General features: G+C 69.2%; 18 protein-coding genes, 1 tRNA gene and 1 pseudogene. 9 read left to right on the top strand and 11 right to left on the bottom strand.

Annotated elements, in window-relative coordinates:
• Nucleotides 1–19 precede the first annotated feature (19 nt).
• From ABIC44_RS04895 to ABIC44_RS04865, 7 genes are read left to right on the top strand one after another with little or no spacing between them, the layout of a single operon-like run.
• Nucleotides 20–280, top strand: coding sequence for a hypothetical protein (locus ABIC44_RS04895; RefSeq protein WP_354294033.1), 261 nt, complete (start codon nt 20–22; stop codon nt 278–280).
• Nucleotides 277–642, top strand: a complete 366-nt coding sequence (locus tag ABIC44_RS04890; protein WP_354294031.1) for a hypothetical protein — start codon at nt 277–279, stop codon at nt 640–642. Before ABIC44_RS04895 ends, ABIC44_RS04890 begins: the two co-directional genes overlap by 4 nt.
• A complete protein-coding gene (locus ABIC44_RS04885) occupies nt 642–1,370 on the top strand; it encodes a hypothetical protein (protein WP_354294029.1) in 729 nt (242 codons plus the stop codon). Before ABIC44_RS04890 ends, ABIC44_RS04885 begins: the two co-directional genes overlap by 1 nt.
• A 49-nt stretch (nt 1,371–1,419) precedes the next feature.
• Nucleotides 1,420–1,998 carry a glycoside hydrolase family 108 protein gene (locus tag ABIC44_RS04880; protein WP_354294027.1) on the top strand — a complete coding sequence of 193 codons (579 nt, stop codon included), beginning with the start codon at nt 1,420–1,422 and terminating at the stop codon, nt 1,996–1,998.
• Nucleotides 1,995–2,414, top strand: a complete 420-nt coding sequence (locus tag ABIC44_RS04875; protein WP_354294026.1) for a hypothetical protein — start codon at nt 1,995–1,997, stop codon at nt 2,412–2,414. Before ABIC44_RS04880 ends, ABIC44_RS04875 begins: the two co-directional genes overlap by 4 nt.
• Nucleotides 2,411–2,773, top strand: coding sequence for a hypothetical protein (locus ABIC44_RS04870; RefSeq protein WP_354294024.1), 363 nt, complete (start codon nt 2,411–2,413; stop codon nt 2,771–2,773). Before ABIC44_RS04875 ends, ABIC44_RS04870 begins: the two co-directional genes overlap by 4 nt.
• Complete coding sequence (locus ABIC44_RS04865) at nt 2,767–2,964, top strand: hypothetical protein (RefSeq protein ID WP_354294022.1); 198 nt, start codon at nt 2,767–2,769, stop codon at nt 2,962–2,964. The genes ABIC44_RS04870 and ABIC44_RS04865 overlap by 7 nt, the downstream gene beginning before the upstream one ends.
• 51 nt (nt 2,965–3,015) lie before the next feature.
• On the opposite strand, the pseudogene ABIC44_RS04860 reads toward ABIC44_RS04865, so the two are convergent.
• The 9 genes and pseudogenes from ABIC44_RS04860 to ABIC44_RS04820 form a co-directional block, all read right to left on the bottom strand.
• A pseudogene (locus ABIC44_RS04860) lies at nt 3,016–3,165 on the bottom strand (phage tail tube protein); the annotation flags it as partial.
• Nucleotides 3,166–3,176: 11 nt separating this feature from the next.
• A complete protein-coding gene (gp17, locus tag ABIC44_RS04855) occupies nt 3,177–3,566 on the bottom strand; it encodes a tail completion protein gp17 (protein WP_307102432.1) in 390 nt (129 codons plus the stop codon).
• Nucleotides 3,563–4,060 (bottom strand): hypothetical protein, encoded by a 498-nt coding sequence (locus ABIC44_RS04850; protein ID WP_354294020.1) that lies wholly within the window; start codon nt 4,058–4,060, stop codon nt 3,563–3,565. The genes gp17 and ABIC44_RS04850 overlap by 4 nt, the downstream gene beginning before the upstream one ends.
• 197 nt (nt 4,061–4,257) lie before the next feature.
• Nucleotides 4,258–5,256: a phage major capsid protein gene (locus ABIC44_RS04845; protein ID WP_307102426.1), complete on the bottom strand. Its 999-nt coding sequence runs from the start codon at nt 5,254–5,256 to the stop codon at nt 4,258–4,260.
• A gap of 1 nt (nt 5,257) precedes the next feature.
• Nucleotides 5,258–5,638, bottom strand: coding sequence for an HK97 family phage prohead protease (locus ABIC44_RS04840; RefSeq protein ID WP_354294018.1), 381 nt, complete (start codon nt 5,636–5,638; stop codon nt 5,258–5,260).
• Nucleotides 5,635–5,940 (bottom strand): DUF6127 family protein, encoded by a 306-nt coding sequence (locus ABIC44_RS04835; RefSeq protein ID WP_307102422.1) that lies wholly within the window; start codon nt 5,938–5,940, stop codon nt 5,635–5,637. Before ABIC44_RS04835 ends, ABIC44_RS04840 begins: the two co-directional genes overlap by 4 nt.
• Nucleotides 5,937–7,040 carry a phage portal protein gene (locus ABIC44_RS04830; protein ID WP_354294017.1) on the bottom strand — a complete coding sequence of 368 codons (1,104 nt, stop codon included), beginning with the start codon at nt 7,038–7,040 and terminating at the stop codon, nt 5,937–5,939. Before ABIC44_RS04830 ends, ABIC44_RS04835 begins: the two co-directional genes overlap by 4 nt.
• Nucleotides 7,041–7,210: 170 nt before the next feature.
• On the bottom strand, nt 7,211–8,521 hold the full coding sequence (locus ABIC44_RS04825) for a DNA-packaging protein (protein ID WP_354294175.1): 1,311 nt from the start codon (nt 8,519–8,521) through the stop codon (nt 7,211–7,213).
• Nucleotides 8,521–8,997, bottom strand: a complete 477-nt coding sequence (locus tag ABIC44_RS04820) for a hypothetical protein (RefSeq protein WP_354294016.1) — start codon at nt 8,995–8,997, stop codon at nt 8,521–8,523. Before ABIC44_RS04820 ends, ABIC44_RS04825 begins: the two co-directional genes overlap by 1 nt.
• 184 nt (nt 8,998–9,181) lie before the next feature.
• Between ABIC44_RS04820 and ABIC44_RS04815 the strand changes: the two genes are divergently transcribed.
• A tRNA-Val gene (locus ABIC44_RS04815) sits at nt 9,182–9,257 on the top strand.
• A gap of 287 nt (nt 9,258–9,544) precedes the next feature.
• Here ABIC44_RS04815 and ABIC44_RS04810 read toward each other — a convergent pair.
• Nucleotides 9,545–11,440, bottom strand: a complete 1,896-nt coding sequence (locus ABIC44_RS04810; RefSeq protein WP_354294015.1) for a glycoside hydrolase family 127 protein — start codon at nt 11,438–11,440, stop codon at nt 9,545–9,547.
• 211 nt (nt 11,441–11,651) lie between these two features.
• The gene (locus ABIC44_RS04805) at nt 11,652–12,719 is read right to left on the bottom strand and encodes a substrate-binding domain-containing protein (protein WP_354294013.1); all 1,068 of its coding nucleotides are present in this window, start codon (nt 12,717–12,719) and stop codon (nt 11,652–11,654) included.
• 63 nt (nt 12,720–12,782) lie between these two features.
• Between ABIC44_RS04805 and ABIC44_RS04800 the strand changes: the two genes are divergently transcribed.
• Nucleotides 12,783–14,849, top strand: a complete 2,067-nt coding sequence (locus ABIC44_RS04800; RefSeq protein ID WP_354294011.1) for a glycoside hydrolase family 31 protein — start codon at nt 12,783–12,785, stop codon at nt 14,847–14,849.
• Nucleotides 14,850–14,881: the final 32 nt, after the last annotated feature.

Raw genomic sequence — 14,881 nt, 5'->3', positions numbered from 1 at the left:
CCACCAACAGGAGACCATCATGGCTGAATACACCGCCGAACAAATCGCCGAGTCGCGCAAGATCGCGGCCTGGGCGGACGAACAGGAACGCCAGGAGCGTGACACGCGGCGCGCCACCTATCTGACCGAACTGCGCAAGGTCACCGGCACGACCGAATATGCGGCGGTCGAGGCGGGCCTGCGCAACCTGATGAACACCGTCACCGCCGACGACAATATGTCGTTCCACGTCGCCTCGCTCGTCGCGACGATGGAGCGCATCGACAGGGAGGTTCGATGACCGAGGCGCCTGTCGCCGCCGGTTACGCGGCCCAGCTCAAAGCGAACCAGCGCGAGTTGCCGGTCGCCACGGCGGCGGCGGCGCGCTGGCCCAAGGGGCGGACCATCGCGTCCGCCTCGCCCTTCGCCACCGAGGCGGGCGCGGCGGCCGAGGGGGTGCGGCTCGCCGCGTTCTACGGCTATCCGCTGGTCGAGGACGTGGCGATCGTCCAGGGCGCGCGGTCGGACCTGCAAGGGCGCTGCATCGCCGCAGACTGCAACCGCCTCGACTACCGGCCCGGCGACCTCGTCTTCGTGATCGAGGCGCAGGAGCTGGAGAACAATACCACCTCGTTGACCGTGCTGAAGCGCGTGGGGGCCTGATGCTGTCGATCGTTCATCCGCTGGCCTTCACGGTCGATGACGGCCGGTCCTCGGCTGGCGCGGGCCGGGGCAATCTTGCCACGCCGTCGCCGCGCGAGGCGTTCGCGGCCAGCACTGCGCAGGCGACGATCGTCCTCGATCTGGGGCAGGCGCAGGCCGTCGACCGGATCGTCCTGGGCTTCACGAACGCCGCCGCCGCAGACAGCTTTTCGGTCGTTCCCGGCCTGGACGGCGCGGCGGTCGCGGGCACCTTCGCGCACAGCTACCGCCGCGCGCCGGTCCTGCGCCATGGCCTGTGCGTCCTGCCTGCGCCCGTTTTCACGCGCTACGTCCAGTTGCGCATCACCGCCGCCGCGCCGATCCGGGCGGGGATCGCGGTGGTCGGCCAGGCCATGCGGTCGGCCTATGAGTTCGGGTCGGGGCGTCCGCTGGTCGATACCGGCCGGTCCGATCGGCTGGCCGCTGGCGGCTTCGGCGGCGAACCGGGCGTGGTCGCGGGCGGCTTTGCCTGGACGATGGTCGACCTGTCGGACGATCTGCGCGACCGGCTTTATGCGATGCAACTTGATTTGGGCACGACCGGCGATTTCCTCGTGATCGAGGACGAGGCCGCGACCAGCGGCTTGAACGAGCGCATTCACTGGGGGCGCTTCCCCAAGCTCGAAACCTTCGAGCGCCAGAGCGATGGCACCTCCAAGCTGGCGATGGCGATCACCGACTGGGCCTGATGCGCCAGCGCATCCCCCGGCCCGGCTGACGAATGGCTATCGGGAGTGCATGGCTAACCTGTCCCCCTTTGAAGAGGCCGCCGCCCACACCCTGGGCATCGAGGGTGGTTTCAGCGACCATCCGTCCGACCGGGGCGGCGCGACGCAATGGGGCATCACCGAGGCCGTGGCGCGCGCCGATGGCTATACCGGCGCGATGGCCGATCTGCCCAAGTCGCGGGCGCTGTCGATCTACCGGCGGTTATACTGGGATCGGATCGGGCTCGACTGGATCGCGGCGGTCGACCGGGCCATCGCCGCCGAGCTGTTCGACACGGGCGTAAACATGGGCGTCGCCGTCGCCGTCACCTTCCTCCAGCGCGTGCTGAACGTCCTCAACCGCCAGGGCCGCGACTATCCCGACCTGAAGGTTGACGGCAATGCCGGACCCGCCACCGCCACCGCCCTGCGCGGGCTGATCGCGCGGCGGGGGGCGGTCGGCCGCGATGCGGTCCTGACCTATCTCAACGCGCTCCAGGGCGCGCGATACGTCGAATTGGCCGAGCTGCGCGCCGCGAACGAGGATTTCGTGCTGGGCTGGGCCCAGCGTGTCGAGTTTCCCACCGTCATTTTCAGGAAGGCCGCATGACCCCGCCGCTGCGCGACAATGGTTCCCCCTCGCCGTTCGAGACGGGGACGCACGACCCGGCGGGCCTGCCGCCGCCGATCCCGTTCGACGCCGACCTCGCCGCCGGGCTGCGCCTGGGCGGCGAGGTCGCGAGCCTGGACACGCTCGACCTGGGGCCGGGCGCGCCCGCCTGGATGACCGCGCTTGCCCGCGCGATCCGGCCGCTGTGCGTCGGCGCGCTGATGGCGATCCCGACGATCGGCGCGGCCTCGGTCGGGCTGGTCGCGATGGTATCGCCCGATGCCGCAAACGCGATGGTGAAGGCGTCGACCGGCTTCCTCGCTGGCATCCCGACCGACATCGTCTTGCTGATCGGGGCGCTGGCGTCGGGCTATACGCTGGCAAAGTCGGTCGAGCGTTTGCGGGGTGGCCGGTGAAGCGCGTCATGGAAGCGCTGCTCGGCATCGTGCCGGGCACGGTGGCGCTGGCCGCGCTGGTCATGGCGTTCGCCTTGCCGGGCTGCGCCACGATGCAGGGCGACCGGCGGGCGAACGAACAGGCCGCGCTGTCGGTTGAGCTGGCCTATCAGGCGACCGCGATCGCGGCGCTGGCGGCGATGCACAGCGATCAGCTCAACCCCGCGCAAAAGCGCTGTGTCGCGGTCCTCGACCAGATGGCGTTCCGGCAGGTGAAGGCCGCGCGGACCGCCTATGACCGCGCCGATCCCGTCTTCCTGTCCCAGGTGGCGACGGCGCGCGAGGCGATCACGACGTTGCTGATCCGGCGGGGATGCTGACCATGGACTTGGCGACGATCCTCAAGGCGATCGAAATCCTCGGCGCTGTAACCCCGGCTGCAATGCGCTTGTATGAGGGTTTCATGGCCCTTGTCAGCGATGCCGATAAGGTCGAGCTGGCGAAGCTCTACGCCGATGCGCGGCTGCAATCGGACCAGCTCCACGATCAGGTTCAGGCGGCGGCTCGCTGAATTATTGCTCGTTTGCCCGAATTTTTGCTCGGATTTTTTGCGCGGCTACAGCCAGCCGCCCGAATCCTTGTTCGTCACGACCACCGTCTCGCCGTTGATCGACAGCTGCGTCGTGCGCAGCCCCGCCATCGTCGCGAAGGCGGGCGGCTCGGCCCCGTCGCCGATCTTGAGCAGAAAGGCGCTTCCCTTTTCGATCGCCATGATGTCCCCCCTTATTGTCCCGCGCGCCACAAACGGGCGCGCCACTCGACGCTCGCGGTCCAGCGCGCGCCCGTCTTCGCCATGCGGGTCGCGATGACCGCCAGCCCCGCGACCCGCCATCCGTCCGACAGCGCGGCGGGCAGCGCGATCCCCTCGACCGCCTGCATCGCCGCGCGCAGCCGCCGGGGCTGTTCGCCCTCGTCGCTCAACGTCACGGTCACGCGCAGCTCGCGCCCCTCGATCCCCGCCGCGCCCCAGTCGCTGTCGCTCGGCTCGCCCAGCACCGCCTGCGGGACGCCGCCGCGCACCGGGACCGCGTCGAACACCGTCACCGCCAGCGGCTGCAAAACGGTGCGCAGGCCGGTCAACAGGCCGGTGCGCAGCGCCTCGCGCGCGGTCACGACCGCCTCGGCATATCGAGCCGCATCCGCCGCCAGGGCCGCCACAGCGCCGCGACCGCCGCGGGCGGCACGGCGGCGGCCTCGCGATTGTCGAACAGATGCGCGCCCATGATCGCCACGCCATGCGCGATCTCGGGCGGCAGGCCCGCCCAGTCCGCTGCCAGCCCGGCGCGATAACGCACCGTGATCGCCGCGCCGGTACGGACCCAGCCACGACCATCACGGTCTATCGCCCCCTCGCCCTCCGACAGGATCGCGCCGACCGGCGTCGCCGATAGCGCCTGCCACGCGACCGACGCCGTCACCGGCTCCTCGACGACTCGCGCGATCAGCAGCTGCCCGCAAAAGGATTCGGCCAGACCCAGCGCGACGCCCGCGACCCGCTCGACCAGCGCCGCCTCATTGCCCTCGTCCAGCCGCAACAGCGCGCGCACCGCGCCCGCCGCCGCCGCCAGACATGCGGGCGGCATGGGCTCGATCGTCCCGCTCATCATGAATTCTCCTTCACCGATACAAGTTGCGACAGGCGCGACATATGATCGTCACACTTGGGGAGCAGAGACCTGCTCAGCCGCTGCCCGCCTCCCCCTTGGGCACCGGCCATGCCGACCCCGCGCCCCCCGGCCGGGTCCGGCATCCTCCCTGAACTACGGGGCAGCCGCCTGCCGGCTGCCCCGATTTTTCCGAGGGGTCAGTTCGTTGCGAACTTCATCAGCTTGATCGCCTCCGAGTCGCTGACACAGCCGCCGACCCGCCGCGTGGCGTAGAAGGTGACGAACGGCTTGTTGCTGTACGGATCGCGCAGGATCGCCGTCTCGGCACGCTCGGCGATCAGATAGCCGAGCCGGAAATTGCCGAACGCGATCGCGCAGCTATTCTCCGCAATGTCGGGCATGTCCTCCGCCTCGACCACCGGATAGCCGAGCAGCGTCGCGGGCTGCCCCGCCACCAGCCCCGGCGCCCACAGGAACTGGCCGTCGCCCGACTTGATCTTGCGGATGCGCGCCGAGGTCGCGGCGTTCATCACGAAGCACGCCCCCTGGCGATAGGGCGCACGAAGCGACTGGATCAGGTCGACCAGCCGTTCGTCGGGGGCGGGCCCGAACGCGCCGGGCGCCCCGCTCGCCAGATATTGCAGCGTGCCGAAGGGACGGGTGCCGTCCCGGGCCGAGGATATCGGGCTGGTCAGCAAGCCGCGCGGCCGGTTGACGCCCGATCCGGTGATGAAGGCCTGGCCCTCGGCCCGTGCGAACTCGGTGGCGATCTCCTCCGCCAGCCAACCCTCGACGTCGAACGCCGCATCGTCCAGCATCGCCTGGCTGGCCGAGGGATTGGCATAGAGTTCGCCCATCGGCGGCGCCAGCTCGACAAAGGCGGGGGTCGCGGTTTCGGGCCGCGCCGCCGTCTCGCTCGCCCAGCCCGACGGCGTGCCGCCGGTGGTGATCAGCTTGCGATAGCCCGCCGATCCCACCGCCACGACATTGGCGATGCCCCGGATCGGCGAGACGGTCTTCAGGACCGAGGCGATCGCCGCATCGATCTCACGCGGGACGGCAAAGCCGCCGCTGTCCCCGGTCGTGCCGGTAAAGGCCTTCAGCTCGACGGTGGTGCCGCTGCGCACATAGCCGCCGAACGCGCCGTCGCTCTTGTCGCGCGCGCCGTCCAGCACGGGTCGTTCGATCACGTCCATATCAATTCCCCTTGGTTGAAAGGTGATTCACGCGGGCGAGCGGTTGCATCGGCACCGTCACCAGGCTGATCTCGATGAGTTCCGCCGACAGGATCGCGCGGGCCGCGCCCTGGTGGACGACGCGCGGCCGATAACCGACCGACAGCCCCGCCACCGCGCCCGACCGGACCAGCGCGGCGAGCGCCGGGTCCTCGACCACGCCCGCGACCGCCAGCCCGGTGGCGTCCTCGACGAGCGACTCGATCCGCCCCATCGCCACCCCGCGATGCTGCCAGAGGAGCGGCACCCGCCCCGCGCCCGCGAATGCGCCGCGCCGCATGACGTCGCCGACCCGGTCCATCCGGTCCCAGATCGCGGCATAGCCGGTGAAGGAAAGGCTCATTTCAGCCAGTCCTCCATCCCCAGCCGCATCGCGATTCCCGCCAGCAGCAGCGCGCCGAGCAACCGGCTGATCCAGCCGACCATGCTCTTCCACACCGACGACTTGGCCTCGCGCCACGCGGTCAGCAGCTCGCGCAGTTCCGCGACATCCCCCGCCGCCTCGGCGTCCGAAAGGCCCAGCCGGGTCAGCGCGCGCGTCGCGCCCAGCTCGCCCGCCTCCTCGGCGACCGCGCGCAGCGTCACGAGGTCCGCACCGCTGTCCGCCGCCTGCGCCAGCAGCCGCGCCAGAACGTCGCCGCTCATGACAGACCTACCATGGCGCGCTTCTCCGCCGGATCGAGGAAGTCCGCGCTCGCCGCCATTTGCCACAGCATCTGCCGCTCCTCGGCCAGCGCGGTGACGCGATTCACATCGACCGACAGGCTCGCCCCCTCGAACCAGCCCGCCAGCCCCTGCGACAGACCGCTCAGGATCGCGGCCGCCAGCGGCAGGATCGCCTGGCGCCACAGCGCGCGGTTCGCCTCGCGGTAATTGGCATAGGTGTTGTCGCCGGGCAGGCCGAGCAGCATCGGCGGCACGCCAAAGGCCAGCGCGATCTCGCGCGCCGCCGACGACTTTGCGGCAATGAAATCCAGCTCCGCCGGGGTCAGGCTCATCGCCTGCCACTTCAGCCCGCCTTCGAGCAGCAGCGGCCGCCCCGCATTGCCGCTGCCCGCGAACCCCTCCATCTCGGCGCGCAGCCGCTCGAACTGGTCGGGCGTCAGGGTCGAGCCATCGCCCGGATCATAGACCAGCGCCCCCGACGGCCGCGCCGCATTGTCGAGCAGCGCGCGGTTCCACGTCGCCGCCGCATTGTGGATCGCGATCGCCCCCGCCGCCGCGCCCAGACAGCCCAGCCCATAATGATCGTCGAGCGGGTGACAGCTTTTCAGATGCACCACCTGCGGCCGGACCGGATCGACCGGCAGCGTCGTCACCCGACCCCCTGCGCGGTAGAGATAGGCGGCGGGCCAGCCGCTCGCGTCCAGCTCCATCGTCACCCGTTCGGGGCGCAGCGCGAACAGCTCGACGACCGCGCCCTCGCCGTCGCGCAATAGCTGCACATAGGCATTGCCGTGCAGCAGCATATGGGTGGCGACCGTCTCCAGCAGCGCCTGCCCCTCGCTGCGCGCCGCGACCAGCGCGACCAGCTCGGGGTGCGAGGCGACCAGCGGTGCTTCCGCCAGTCCGCCCGCCACCATCCGCACCGCGCGCTGCGCCACCGGGTTGCGCAGATAGCCCTCGCGCACCTGGCTTTCATAGGACGGCGCCGCCCCCGTCAGCGGCACCCCCGACCGGGCCAAGCCCAGCCCGAGCAAGGGACGCGCAGCCCCCCGCCCGGCCTTGCGACCGAACATCCTCATCGTCGAATCTCCTCGAAAACCATTCCTCCCCTGCAAGGGGAGGGGGACCATCCGCAGGATGGTGGAGGGGTGTCACCGCCCGCGAAGACAGTCCCACATCTCCAACCAGGACACCCCTCCGTCAGGCCTTCGGCCTGCCACCTCCCCTTGCAGGGGAGGAAAAGCTGACCTCATAAATTCCGTATCCCCGGCGGCCCCCGGCCCGACAGCATCAACTCGGTCAGCGCCCAGACCAGCGCGTCCGCGCGATCCGGCGAGCGGCCCGGCCCATCATAGGCTCCCGCCACACCCAGCCCGCACAGCTCGTCCTCCAGCGCGGGGAAGCTACGCGCATGCCACACCCGCCCCTGCGCATAGAGGAAGGACACCGGCTCCGCCCGCGCGGCTTTCCCGATCGAGGCATAGACCAGATGCACCGGCAGGGTCGGGTCGGCGAGCCGCAGCACGCTCTCCACCATATCCCCGCCCTGGTTGCGCTCGGCCACCACCCGGTCCGCGCGGTTGCGCCTGGCGCAGCCCGCGACCCGCGCCGCCCAGCCCTCGGGCGACAGCCCCGCCTCGCTCGCATCCTCCAGTACATAGCCATGGCCGTCGCGGCCCAGCCCGACCGCGACGATCCCGCAGGCATCGCCGCTGCTGGTCGCGGGCGGATCGACGCCGACCACCACCCGGTCGAGCGCGGGCACCGTCTTCGCCCGCTGCCGGTCGAGCAGCGCGCGGGTCCACAGGGCCCCCTCGCGGTCGTCGACCATCTCGCCGTCCAGTTCCTGCCGACCCAGCCGCGTGTCGCCATATTGCGCCAGCATCGCGTCCTGGAAGCTGTCGGGCAGATGCGCATTGTCGCTAGTCCGCCCGATCGTCTCGACGCAATCGGGCAGCGCCATGACCTTGCGCATCAGCGGCGTCGCGCGCGGCGTGGTCGTGACCAGCACGCGGGGGCGCTCCCCCAGCCGGAGCGTCATCATCAGATTGTCCCACCCGGCCTCCCCCTTCCATTTGCCCAGTTCGTCGCACCAGGCCGCATGATGCTGCGGCCCGCGCAAAGCCTCGGGCGCCGCCGCCGAATAGGCGAAGCCGATCGCGCCCGATGCGAAATGCACCTGCCCCAGACTGCCGATCCAGCGCGGCGTCTCCCCCTTGCGCGCCACCGCCAGCAGGCCGCTTTCGCCGCGCACCATCACCCGCTCGACATCGCGAAGGGTCGCCCCCATCAGCGCGATCCGCGCACCCGGATTGTCGCGGGCGAGGGCACTCACCCATTCCGCCCCCGCGCGCGTCTTGCCGAAGCCGCGCCCCGCGCGGATCAGCCAGACCCGCCAGTCGCCCGGCGGCGCGATCTGTCCGTCATGCGCCCATAATTCCCATCGCTCGACCAGCTCGCGCTTCTGCGCCGGGGTCAGCGCCGCCAGCGCCTGCCCCCGCGCCTCCGGTTCCAGCATCGCCAGCGTGGCGAGCCGCGTCGCCGCATCCTCTCCCGCCATCACGCCATCCCCTTCAACCGCCGCCGCGCCAGGCCGTCGAGCGCGCGTTCCAGCGCCGCATCGGTTTCCGCCGCATCGGCGCGCGCCGCCGCGTTCGCCCCGTCACCGGCCTGCGCCAGCGCATCCCGTCGGGCGAGCAGCTTCAGATAGAGTTGCACCTCGGTGGCCGAGAGCGGCGGGGTGATGGAGAGGCCGGTGGTCCCCGCACCGGCCTCTCCGCCCTCCTCCCCACCCTGGGCCAACAGGGTCAGCATCCGGCGCAGCAGGCCTTCCTCGACCAGCGCGTGCGCCGCGCCGATCGCCTCGGCCCAGCCATCCGCGAAGGTCGGATCGCGTCGCCGCAACCCGCGCACGGCGCCCAGCGTCTCTCCCACCGCCCGCGCCGCCACGCCCGCATCCGCGCTGACCGCCAGCGCCGCCAGGAATTGCCGTCGCCGCGCCTGCGTCCACCGCGCGCCCTCCCCCGTTCCGGCCATCCCCGCTCCCCCCGAAGCACCGGACGCCCCTGACCGCTCCCCCGGTCAGGCCGCCTCCGATGTTCCTGTTATGTACCGGATGCGATCGGCTTTGTATCCAACAAAGGAACCGCTGCGGTTCGCGACGCAAAAGCGGCTTGCCAGATGCCCGACACCCCGGCATTAGGCGGGGCTTCCCGAGAGGGGGCGATTAGCTCAGTTGGTAGAGCGTCTCGTTTACACCGAGAATGTCGGCGGTTCGAGCCCGTCATCGCCCACCATTCCAGACATCATTGGATAGGCCCGACTCGGCGAAAGCCGGGGTCCGGATGCCGTGCGGGGCAGTGGATCAGAAGAGATTGTGTTCGCGCGAAGGCGCGGAGAAGGCGGAGGTGTTTCGCCCGTGGCAGCTTATGCCTCTCTCTCCACCCCATAGAGATGAAGACGTGCCGCAGCCGATCGGACAGCCTCTCTGCGTCCTCCGCGCCTCCGCGCGAACAAATCTTCTGGAATCTCGTAATCGGATAGCGACTGGACCCCGGCCTTCGCCGGGATGGTCGAATCGTGATTAGGCCAACTTCCAATAGGTCGCGTACCGCTCATGCGCGATGCGGTGGTACGGGACCAGTCGCACCGGCTGGCCGTCTGCGGCCGGGATGGTGAATTCGAGCGGCTTGCCCGAGGCCCGGATCTTCTGCGTCAGTTCCCCCGGCTCGCCCGCCAGCGTCGGGGCCTGGAATGGCATGTTGTTGTAATCGCCATATTTGCGCTCGCTGACGATGATGTCCGCACCCGGCGCCAGCCCCTCGCGGCCCAGCGCACCGGCCAGCACCAGCGGGCCATAGGTGAAGGCGACGATCTCCGGCGCGGCGGGGGCGCTTTCGACGCCGGGCTCCATCACCATCCGCCATTCGACCGTGTCGCCGGTCTTCCAAGTCCGGGTCAGCTCGGCATAGCGGCCGGGCTTGTCCGAACGCTCCACCTCGGCGCCATTGACCAGCAGGGTCGCAGTACGGCTCCATTTCGGGTGGCGCAGCTTCAGCGTCAGTTCGGTCGGCTGGCGCAGCTTCCACTGGAACCGGGTGGTCGCCGTCTCCGGGAAGGTCGTCACCTGGGTCAGCACCGCGCCCTTGTCGGCCCAGGTCACACTCGAGGGGATGAACAGGTTCACATAGAGCGCGCGGTCGTCATGGAAGTAGATCGAGTCGCGATACTTCACATGATTTTCCATCCCCGTGCCGGTGCAGCACCAGAAACTGTCCTCGGGGGTGTGATAGAGCTTCATGTAACCCGGCCGCGCGCCCTGGAAATAGGTCGCCATGCCCGTATCCGGGTCCTGCGAGGCGAGGATACCGTTATAAAGCGTGCGCTCGTAATAATCGGCATATTCGGCGCGCGGATCGTGCAGGAACAGCGCGCGGGTCAGCTTCAGCATATTGTGCTGGCAACAGGTTTCCGACCCCTTGGCCGAAAAGACATGCTTGTCGAAATCGGCCATGGCGAAGAAATGCTCGCCATCGCCATGCCCGCCGGTCGCGAAGGAGCGGGTATGCGCCACCGTCCGCCAGAAGAACGCCGCCGCATTCTGATATTTCGGCTCGCCGGTCGCCTCGAACACGCGCTGGAAGCCGATGATCTTGGGCACCTGCGTATTGGCGTGCAACCCGTCCAGATAATCGCGCCCCTGCGCCAGCGGGTTCATGATCGCCTTTTGCGAGAAACGCTCGGCGACGCGGCGGTAATCGGCGTTGCCGGTCATGACATACAGGTCGGCATAGATTTCGTTCATGCCGCCATATTCGGTTTCCAGCATCGTCTCGAACTGCGCATCCGATAGCGGCCTGGTGGCGACGACGCCCCAATCGGCCAGTCGGATCAGCACCGCCCGCGCCGGTTCGCTGTCCGCCAGCAAGGCGGCGTCGCGCAGGCCCGCATAGACCTTGTGCAGCGTGTACCACGGCACGCCGGTGATCGGTTCGCCGCGCAGATGCGCCGCGACCAGCGCGGCCCCCTTGGGAAAGGCGCAGACCAGCCCGGTGCCCGCCGCCTTCTGGCACTCGGCCAGTTCGTTCGCGATATAGTCGATGCGCTGGCGGTATTTCCGGTCGCCGGTCGCGCGATAGGCGAGCGCACAGGCCGACAGATAATGGCCCAGCGTATGGCCATGGCAGTTGATGTCGTCCCACTGGGCCTCCGACTCCCAGCCGCCATAGACCGGGGCCTTGGGCTTTAGTCCGGCATTCTTGCGGAAATTGGCGAGCATCCGATCGGGCTGCAACCGCATCAGATACGCCTCGGTCATCTTCTGCGCATGGAGGAACGGCCCATCCGCCAGCGTGACATCGGCCATGTCGAAGGGCTGGACCATGGCGGCGGATGCGGTGGCGATCGGCCGCGCCCCCAGCCCCGCCCCGTTCTGCGCCCAGGCATTGGCGGGCATCGCCGCGCCCCAGGCGGTGGCCATCGCCCCGACGCTGGCGGTGGCAAGGACGTCGCGACGCGACGGGGCGTGGCAGCATGAGGGCACCGATCTTCTCCGACTATTTATCTTTGCCCATGGGGTAGCGGGCTTCGGCCGGGATTCGCAACCGCTTTCGCGCGCGGAGGGGATCGGCGGCGAAAAGGCGCGCATTCCGCCACGGCCGCGCCGTTTCTTGTCGGACAGATAGAGGCGATCAGGAGGCCGTCACATGGCTCCGCCCGGCACGCAGGCTCATGCGCCAGAGCTGCTGGACGAGCGGCTCGTCCTCCGCCGCCCGGCCCGGCAGCCGGGCTACCACGCCTTTGGCGAGCGCCAGTCCCAGATCGCCCAGCGTCAGCGTGAAGCAGGTCAGATCGGGTGACAGCGCCCGGCACGCCGGACTGTCGCGCAACCCGATCACCGCGACATCGCGTCCGGGCTCCAGCCCGATGCTGCGCAGCGCGCGATAGGCCCCGACCGGCGCGGTCTCACCCATCAGCAGCAAGGCGGTCGGCGGATCGGCCAGCGCCATCAGCGCGCGCGCGGTTTCCTCGCCGTCGCTCTCGTCCGTCTCGCCATGATGGACCAGCACCGGGTCGAAGGGCAGCCCCGCCCGCTCCAGCGCGGCGCGGTAGCCGGCAAGGACGATCTGGCTGTTGTTGATCGACACGGGCGGCGCGACCAGCCCGATGCGCCGGTGCCCGGCCTGGGTGAACAGGCCCATCGCCTCGGCCACCACCCCCTCGAAATCCAGGTCGATCCAGGCATAGTCCCGCGCGGTCGCGGTCCGCCCCAGCGCGATGAAGGGAATCCCCCGCTCGAGCAGGAACGCGATCCGCGCATCGTCCTGCTGCGTCCCCGACAGCACCCAGCCATCGACCGTCCCGCGCGACACGTGCCGCCGCAAAAAGGTCAGCCCGTCCTCGCCCTTGCGCGCCAGCAGGACGACGAGGTCCAGGTCATGCTCGCCCAGCCCGCTCTGCAATCCCTCCAGGAGCGCCATGAAGAACGGGTCGCCATGGATCGCGCTGTCATTCTCCAGCGTCAGCATGAAGCCGATCGTGCCCGTCCGCCCGCTGCGCAGCGTCCGCCCCGACTGGTTGGGGATATAGCCATGGGTCCGCGCCGCCGCGATCACCCGCTCGCGCGTGGCGGGGCTGACATCCTTGCGATCGTTCAGCGCGCGCGAAACCGTGCCGATCGAAAGCCCCAAATGCTTGGCGAGCTGGCGTATGTCCATCCGCCCGTGATTGCGGGACGACGCGATCCGCACAAGGGTCATTGACAGTCCCGATTGTTCCGATCACTATTCGTAAACGTTTACGGACGTACAAAGATCGGGAGGGTGACAGGGTTGGACACGCTGTGTCTGGAATCGCGCGCGATCGCATGGCGCTACAATGGCGACTGGCTGCGGATCGAGGCGCATGGTCCCGACGGGCTTCGGCTGCGCGCCTCGACCTTTCCGGCGACCGATGCCAAGCCCCATGCGCTGCTCGACACCGTCGCCCATGACGGCATGCCGCACGTCACCCGCGACGGGGCCATCGCCCGCATCACCCATGGGCGGATCACCGCCGAGGTCGACCTTCAGGGCCGGGTTCGCTTCCTGAACGCGCGGGGGCAGTTGCTGCTCGAGGAGAAATGGCGGCAGCGCGATACGATCAACACATTCTGGACGGTCGGCACCGACGAGGTGCGCACGATCAGCGCGCTCGGCCTGTCGGGGCGCGAGTTCAAGCCGCTGCCCGGCGAGGTCGCCGCGATCACCGTGCGGTTCGAGGCCAAGCGCGGCGAACGGCTCTACGGCATGGGCCAGTATCAGCAGCCCAATCTCGATCTGGCGGGCTGCTCGCTGGAACTGGCGCAGCGCAATTCGCAGGCCAGCGTCCCCTTCGTCGTGTCGAGCGAAGGCTATGGCTTTCTGTGGAACAACCCGGCGGTGGGCGAGGTGCATTTCGCCGCCAACGGCACCGTCTGGACCGCACGCGCCGCGCGCGAGATCGACTATTGGATCACCGCCGCCGACACCCCCGCCGAGATCGTGCGCAACTATGCCCGCGTCACCGGCACCGTGCCGATGATGCCCGACTTCGCGCTGGGCCTGTGGCAGAGCAAGCTGCGCTATCGCACCCAGGAGGAGCTGCTGGCGGTCGCGCGCGACTATCACCGGCGCGGCATTCCGCTGGCGGTGATCGTCGCCGACTTCTTCCACTGGCCGGTCCAGGGCGACTGGCGGTTCGATCCGCGCGAATGGCCCGACCCGGCGGCGATGACCGCCGAGTTGAAGGCGATGGGCACCGAATTGCTCGTCTCGATCTGGCCGACCGTCGACCCCAGGTCCGAAAATTACGCCGAGATGGCCGAAAAGGGCTATCTGGTCCGCGCCAATCGCGGGCTGGACGTGCAACAGGAATTTCTGGGCAATACCCGCTTCATCGACACCACCCATCCGGGCGCGCGCGCCTTTCTGTGGGAAAGGGCGAAGCGCAACTATCGCGACCAGGGGGTGGCGCTGTTCTGGCTGGACGAGGCCGAACCCGAATATAGCGCCTATGATTTCGACACCTATCGCTATCATGCGGGCAGCGTGCTGGCGGTCGGCAACGCCTATCCGCTCCATTATGCCCAGGCGTTTCACGACGGGCTGGCGGCGGAGGGAGAGACCGAGATCGTCAGCCTGATCCGCTGCGCCTGGGCGGGCAGCCAGCGTTACGGCGCGCTGGTCTGGTCGGGCGACATCCATTCCTCGTTCGAGGCGATGCGCAACCAGCTGAGCGCCGGGTTGAACATGGGAATGGCGGGCATCCCCTGGTGGACGACCGATATCGGCGGCTTCCACGGCGGCGATGTCGGCGACCCGGCCTTTCACGAACTGATGGTCCGCTGGTTCCAATGGGCGGTGTTCACCCCCGTGCTGCGGATGCACGGCCATCGCGACCCCATCACCCCGCCGCCCGAGCCGTTCCGCGACGGCGTGGCGCAATGCGATACGGGTGCGGGCAACGAACTCTGGAGTTTCGGCGAGCCGGTCTTCGCGGTCCTGCGCCGCTATGCCGCGCTTCGCGAGCGGTTGCGCCCCTATGTCGCCGGGCTGATGCGCGATGCGCATGAACGCGGCGATCCGCTGATGCGGCCGATGTTCTACGACCATCCGGACGATCCGCGCTGCTGGGCGGTGGACGATCAATATATGTTCGGCCCCGACCTGCTCGTCGCGCCGGTGACGGCGGCGGGGGAGACGATGCGCTGCGTCTATCTTCCCGCCGGGGTCTGGCGCGACGCGTGGAACGGCGACCTGATCGAAGGCGGCGGCGACCTGTCGGTCGCGGCGCCGCTCGACCATATTCCGGTCTTCGTGCGCGACGGTGCGGCGGTCGCCGCGGCCTTCGATCGGGACGGTTGGGAATAAGGGAAAGCGGAATCGGAATCGTCAGGCGATAG

Source organism: Sphingomonas sp. 1185 (genome assembly GCF_040544655.1).
GTDB lineage: Bacteria > Pseudomonadota > Alphaproteobacteria > Sphingomonadales > Sphingomonadaceae > Sphingomonas.
The sequence above is the reverse complement of the archived record's forward strand: the minus strand, read 5'-3'. Positions and strand labels throughout refer to the sequence as shown.

Bases quoted from the DNA above. Each gene is read 5' to 3' on its own strand.
- ABIC44_RS04895 (WP_354294033.1), top strand. From the start codon at position 20: ATGGCTGAATACACCGCCGAACAAATCGCCGAGTCGCGCAAGATCGCG.
- ABIC44_RS04890 (WP_354294031.1), top strand. From the start codon at position 277: ATGACCGAGGCGCCTGTCGCCGCCGGTTACGCGGCCCAGCTCAAAGCG.
- ABIC44_RS04885 (WP_354294029.1), top strand. From the start codon at position 642: ATGCTGTCGATCGTTCATCCGCTGGCCTTCACGGTCGATGACGGCCGG.
- ABIC44_RS04880 (WP_354294027.1), top strand. From the start codon at position 1,420: ATGGCTAACCTGTCCCCCTTTGAAGAGGCCGCCGCCCACACCCTGGGC.
- ABIC44_RS04875 (WP_354294026.1), top strand. From the start codon at position 1,995: ATGACCCCGCCGCTGCGCGACAATGGTTCCCCCTCGCCGTTCGAGACG.
- ABIC44_RS04865 (WP_354294022.1), top strand. From the start codon at position 2,767: ATGCTGACCATGGACTTGGCGACGATCCTCAAGGCGATCGAAATCCTC.
- ABIC44_RS04850 (WP_354294020.1), bottom strand. From the start codon at position 4,060: ATGATGAGCGGGACGATCGAGCCCATGCCGCCCGCATGTCTGGCGGCG.
- ABIC44_RS04845 (WP_307102426.1), bottom strand. From the start codon at position 5,256: ATGGACGTGATCGAACGACCCGTGCTGGACGGCGCGCGCGACAAGAGC.
- ABIC44_RS04840 (WP_354294018.1), bottom strand. From the start codon at position 5,638: ATGAGCCTTTCCTTCACCGGCTATGCCGCGATCTGGGACCGGATGGAC.
- ABIC44_RS04835 (WP_307102422.1), bottom strand. From the start codon at position 5,940: ATGAGCGGCGACGTTCTGGCGCGGCTGCTGGCGCAGGCGGCGGACAGC.
- ABIC44_RS04830 (WP_354294017.1), bottom strand. From the start codon at position 7,040: ATGAGGATGTTCGGTCGCAAGGCCGGGCGGGGGGCTGCGCGTCCCTTG.
- ABIC44_RS04825 (WP_354294175.1), bottom strand. From the start codon at position 8,521: ATGGCGGGAGAGGATGCGGCGACGCGGCTCGCCACGCTGGCGATGCTG.
- ABIC44_RS04820 (WP_354294016.1), bottom strand. From the start codon at position 8,997: ATGGCCGGAACGGGGGAGGGCGCGCGGTGGACGCAGGCGCGGCGACGG.
- ABIC44_RS04810 (WP_354294015.1), bottom strand. From the start codon at position 11,440: ATGGCCACCGCCTGGGGCGCGGCGATGCCCGCCAATGCCTGGGCGCAG.
- ABIC44_RS04805 (WP_354294013.1), bottom strand. From the start codon at position 12,719: ATGACCCTTGTGCGGATCGCGTCGTCCCGCAATCACGGGCGGATGGAC.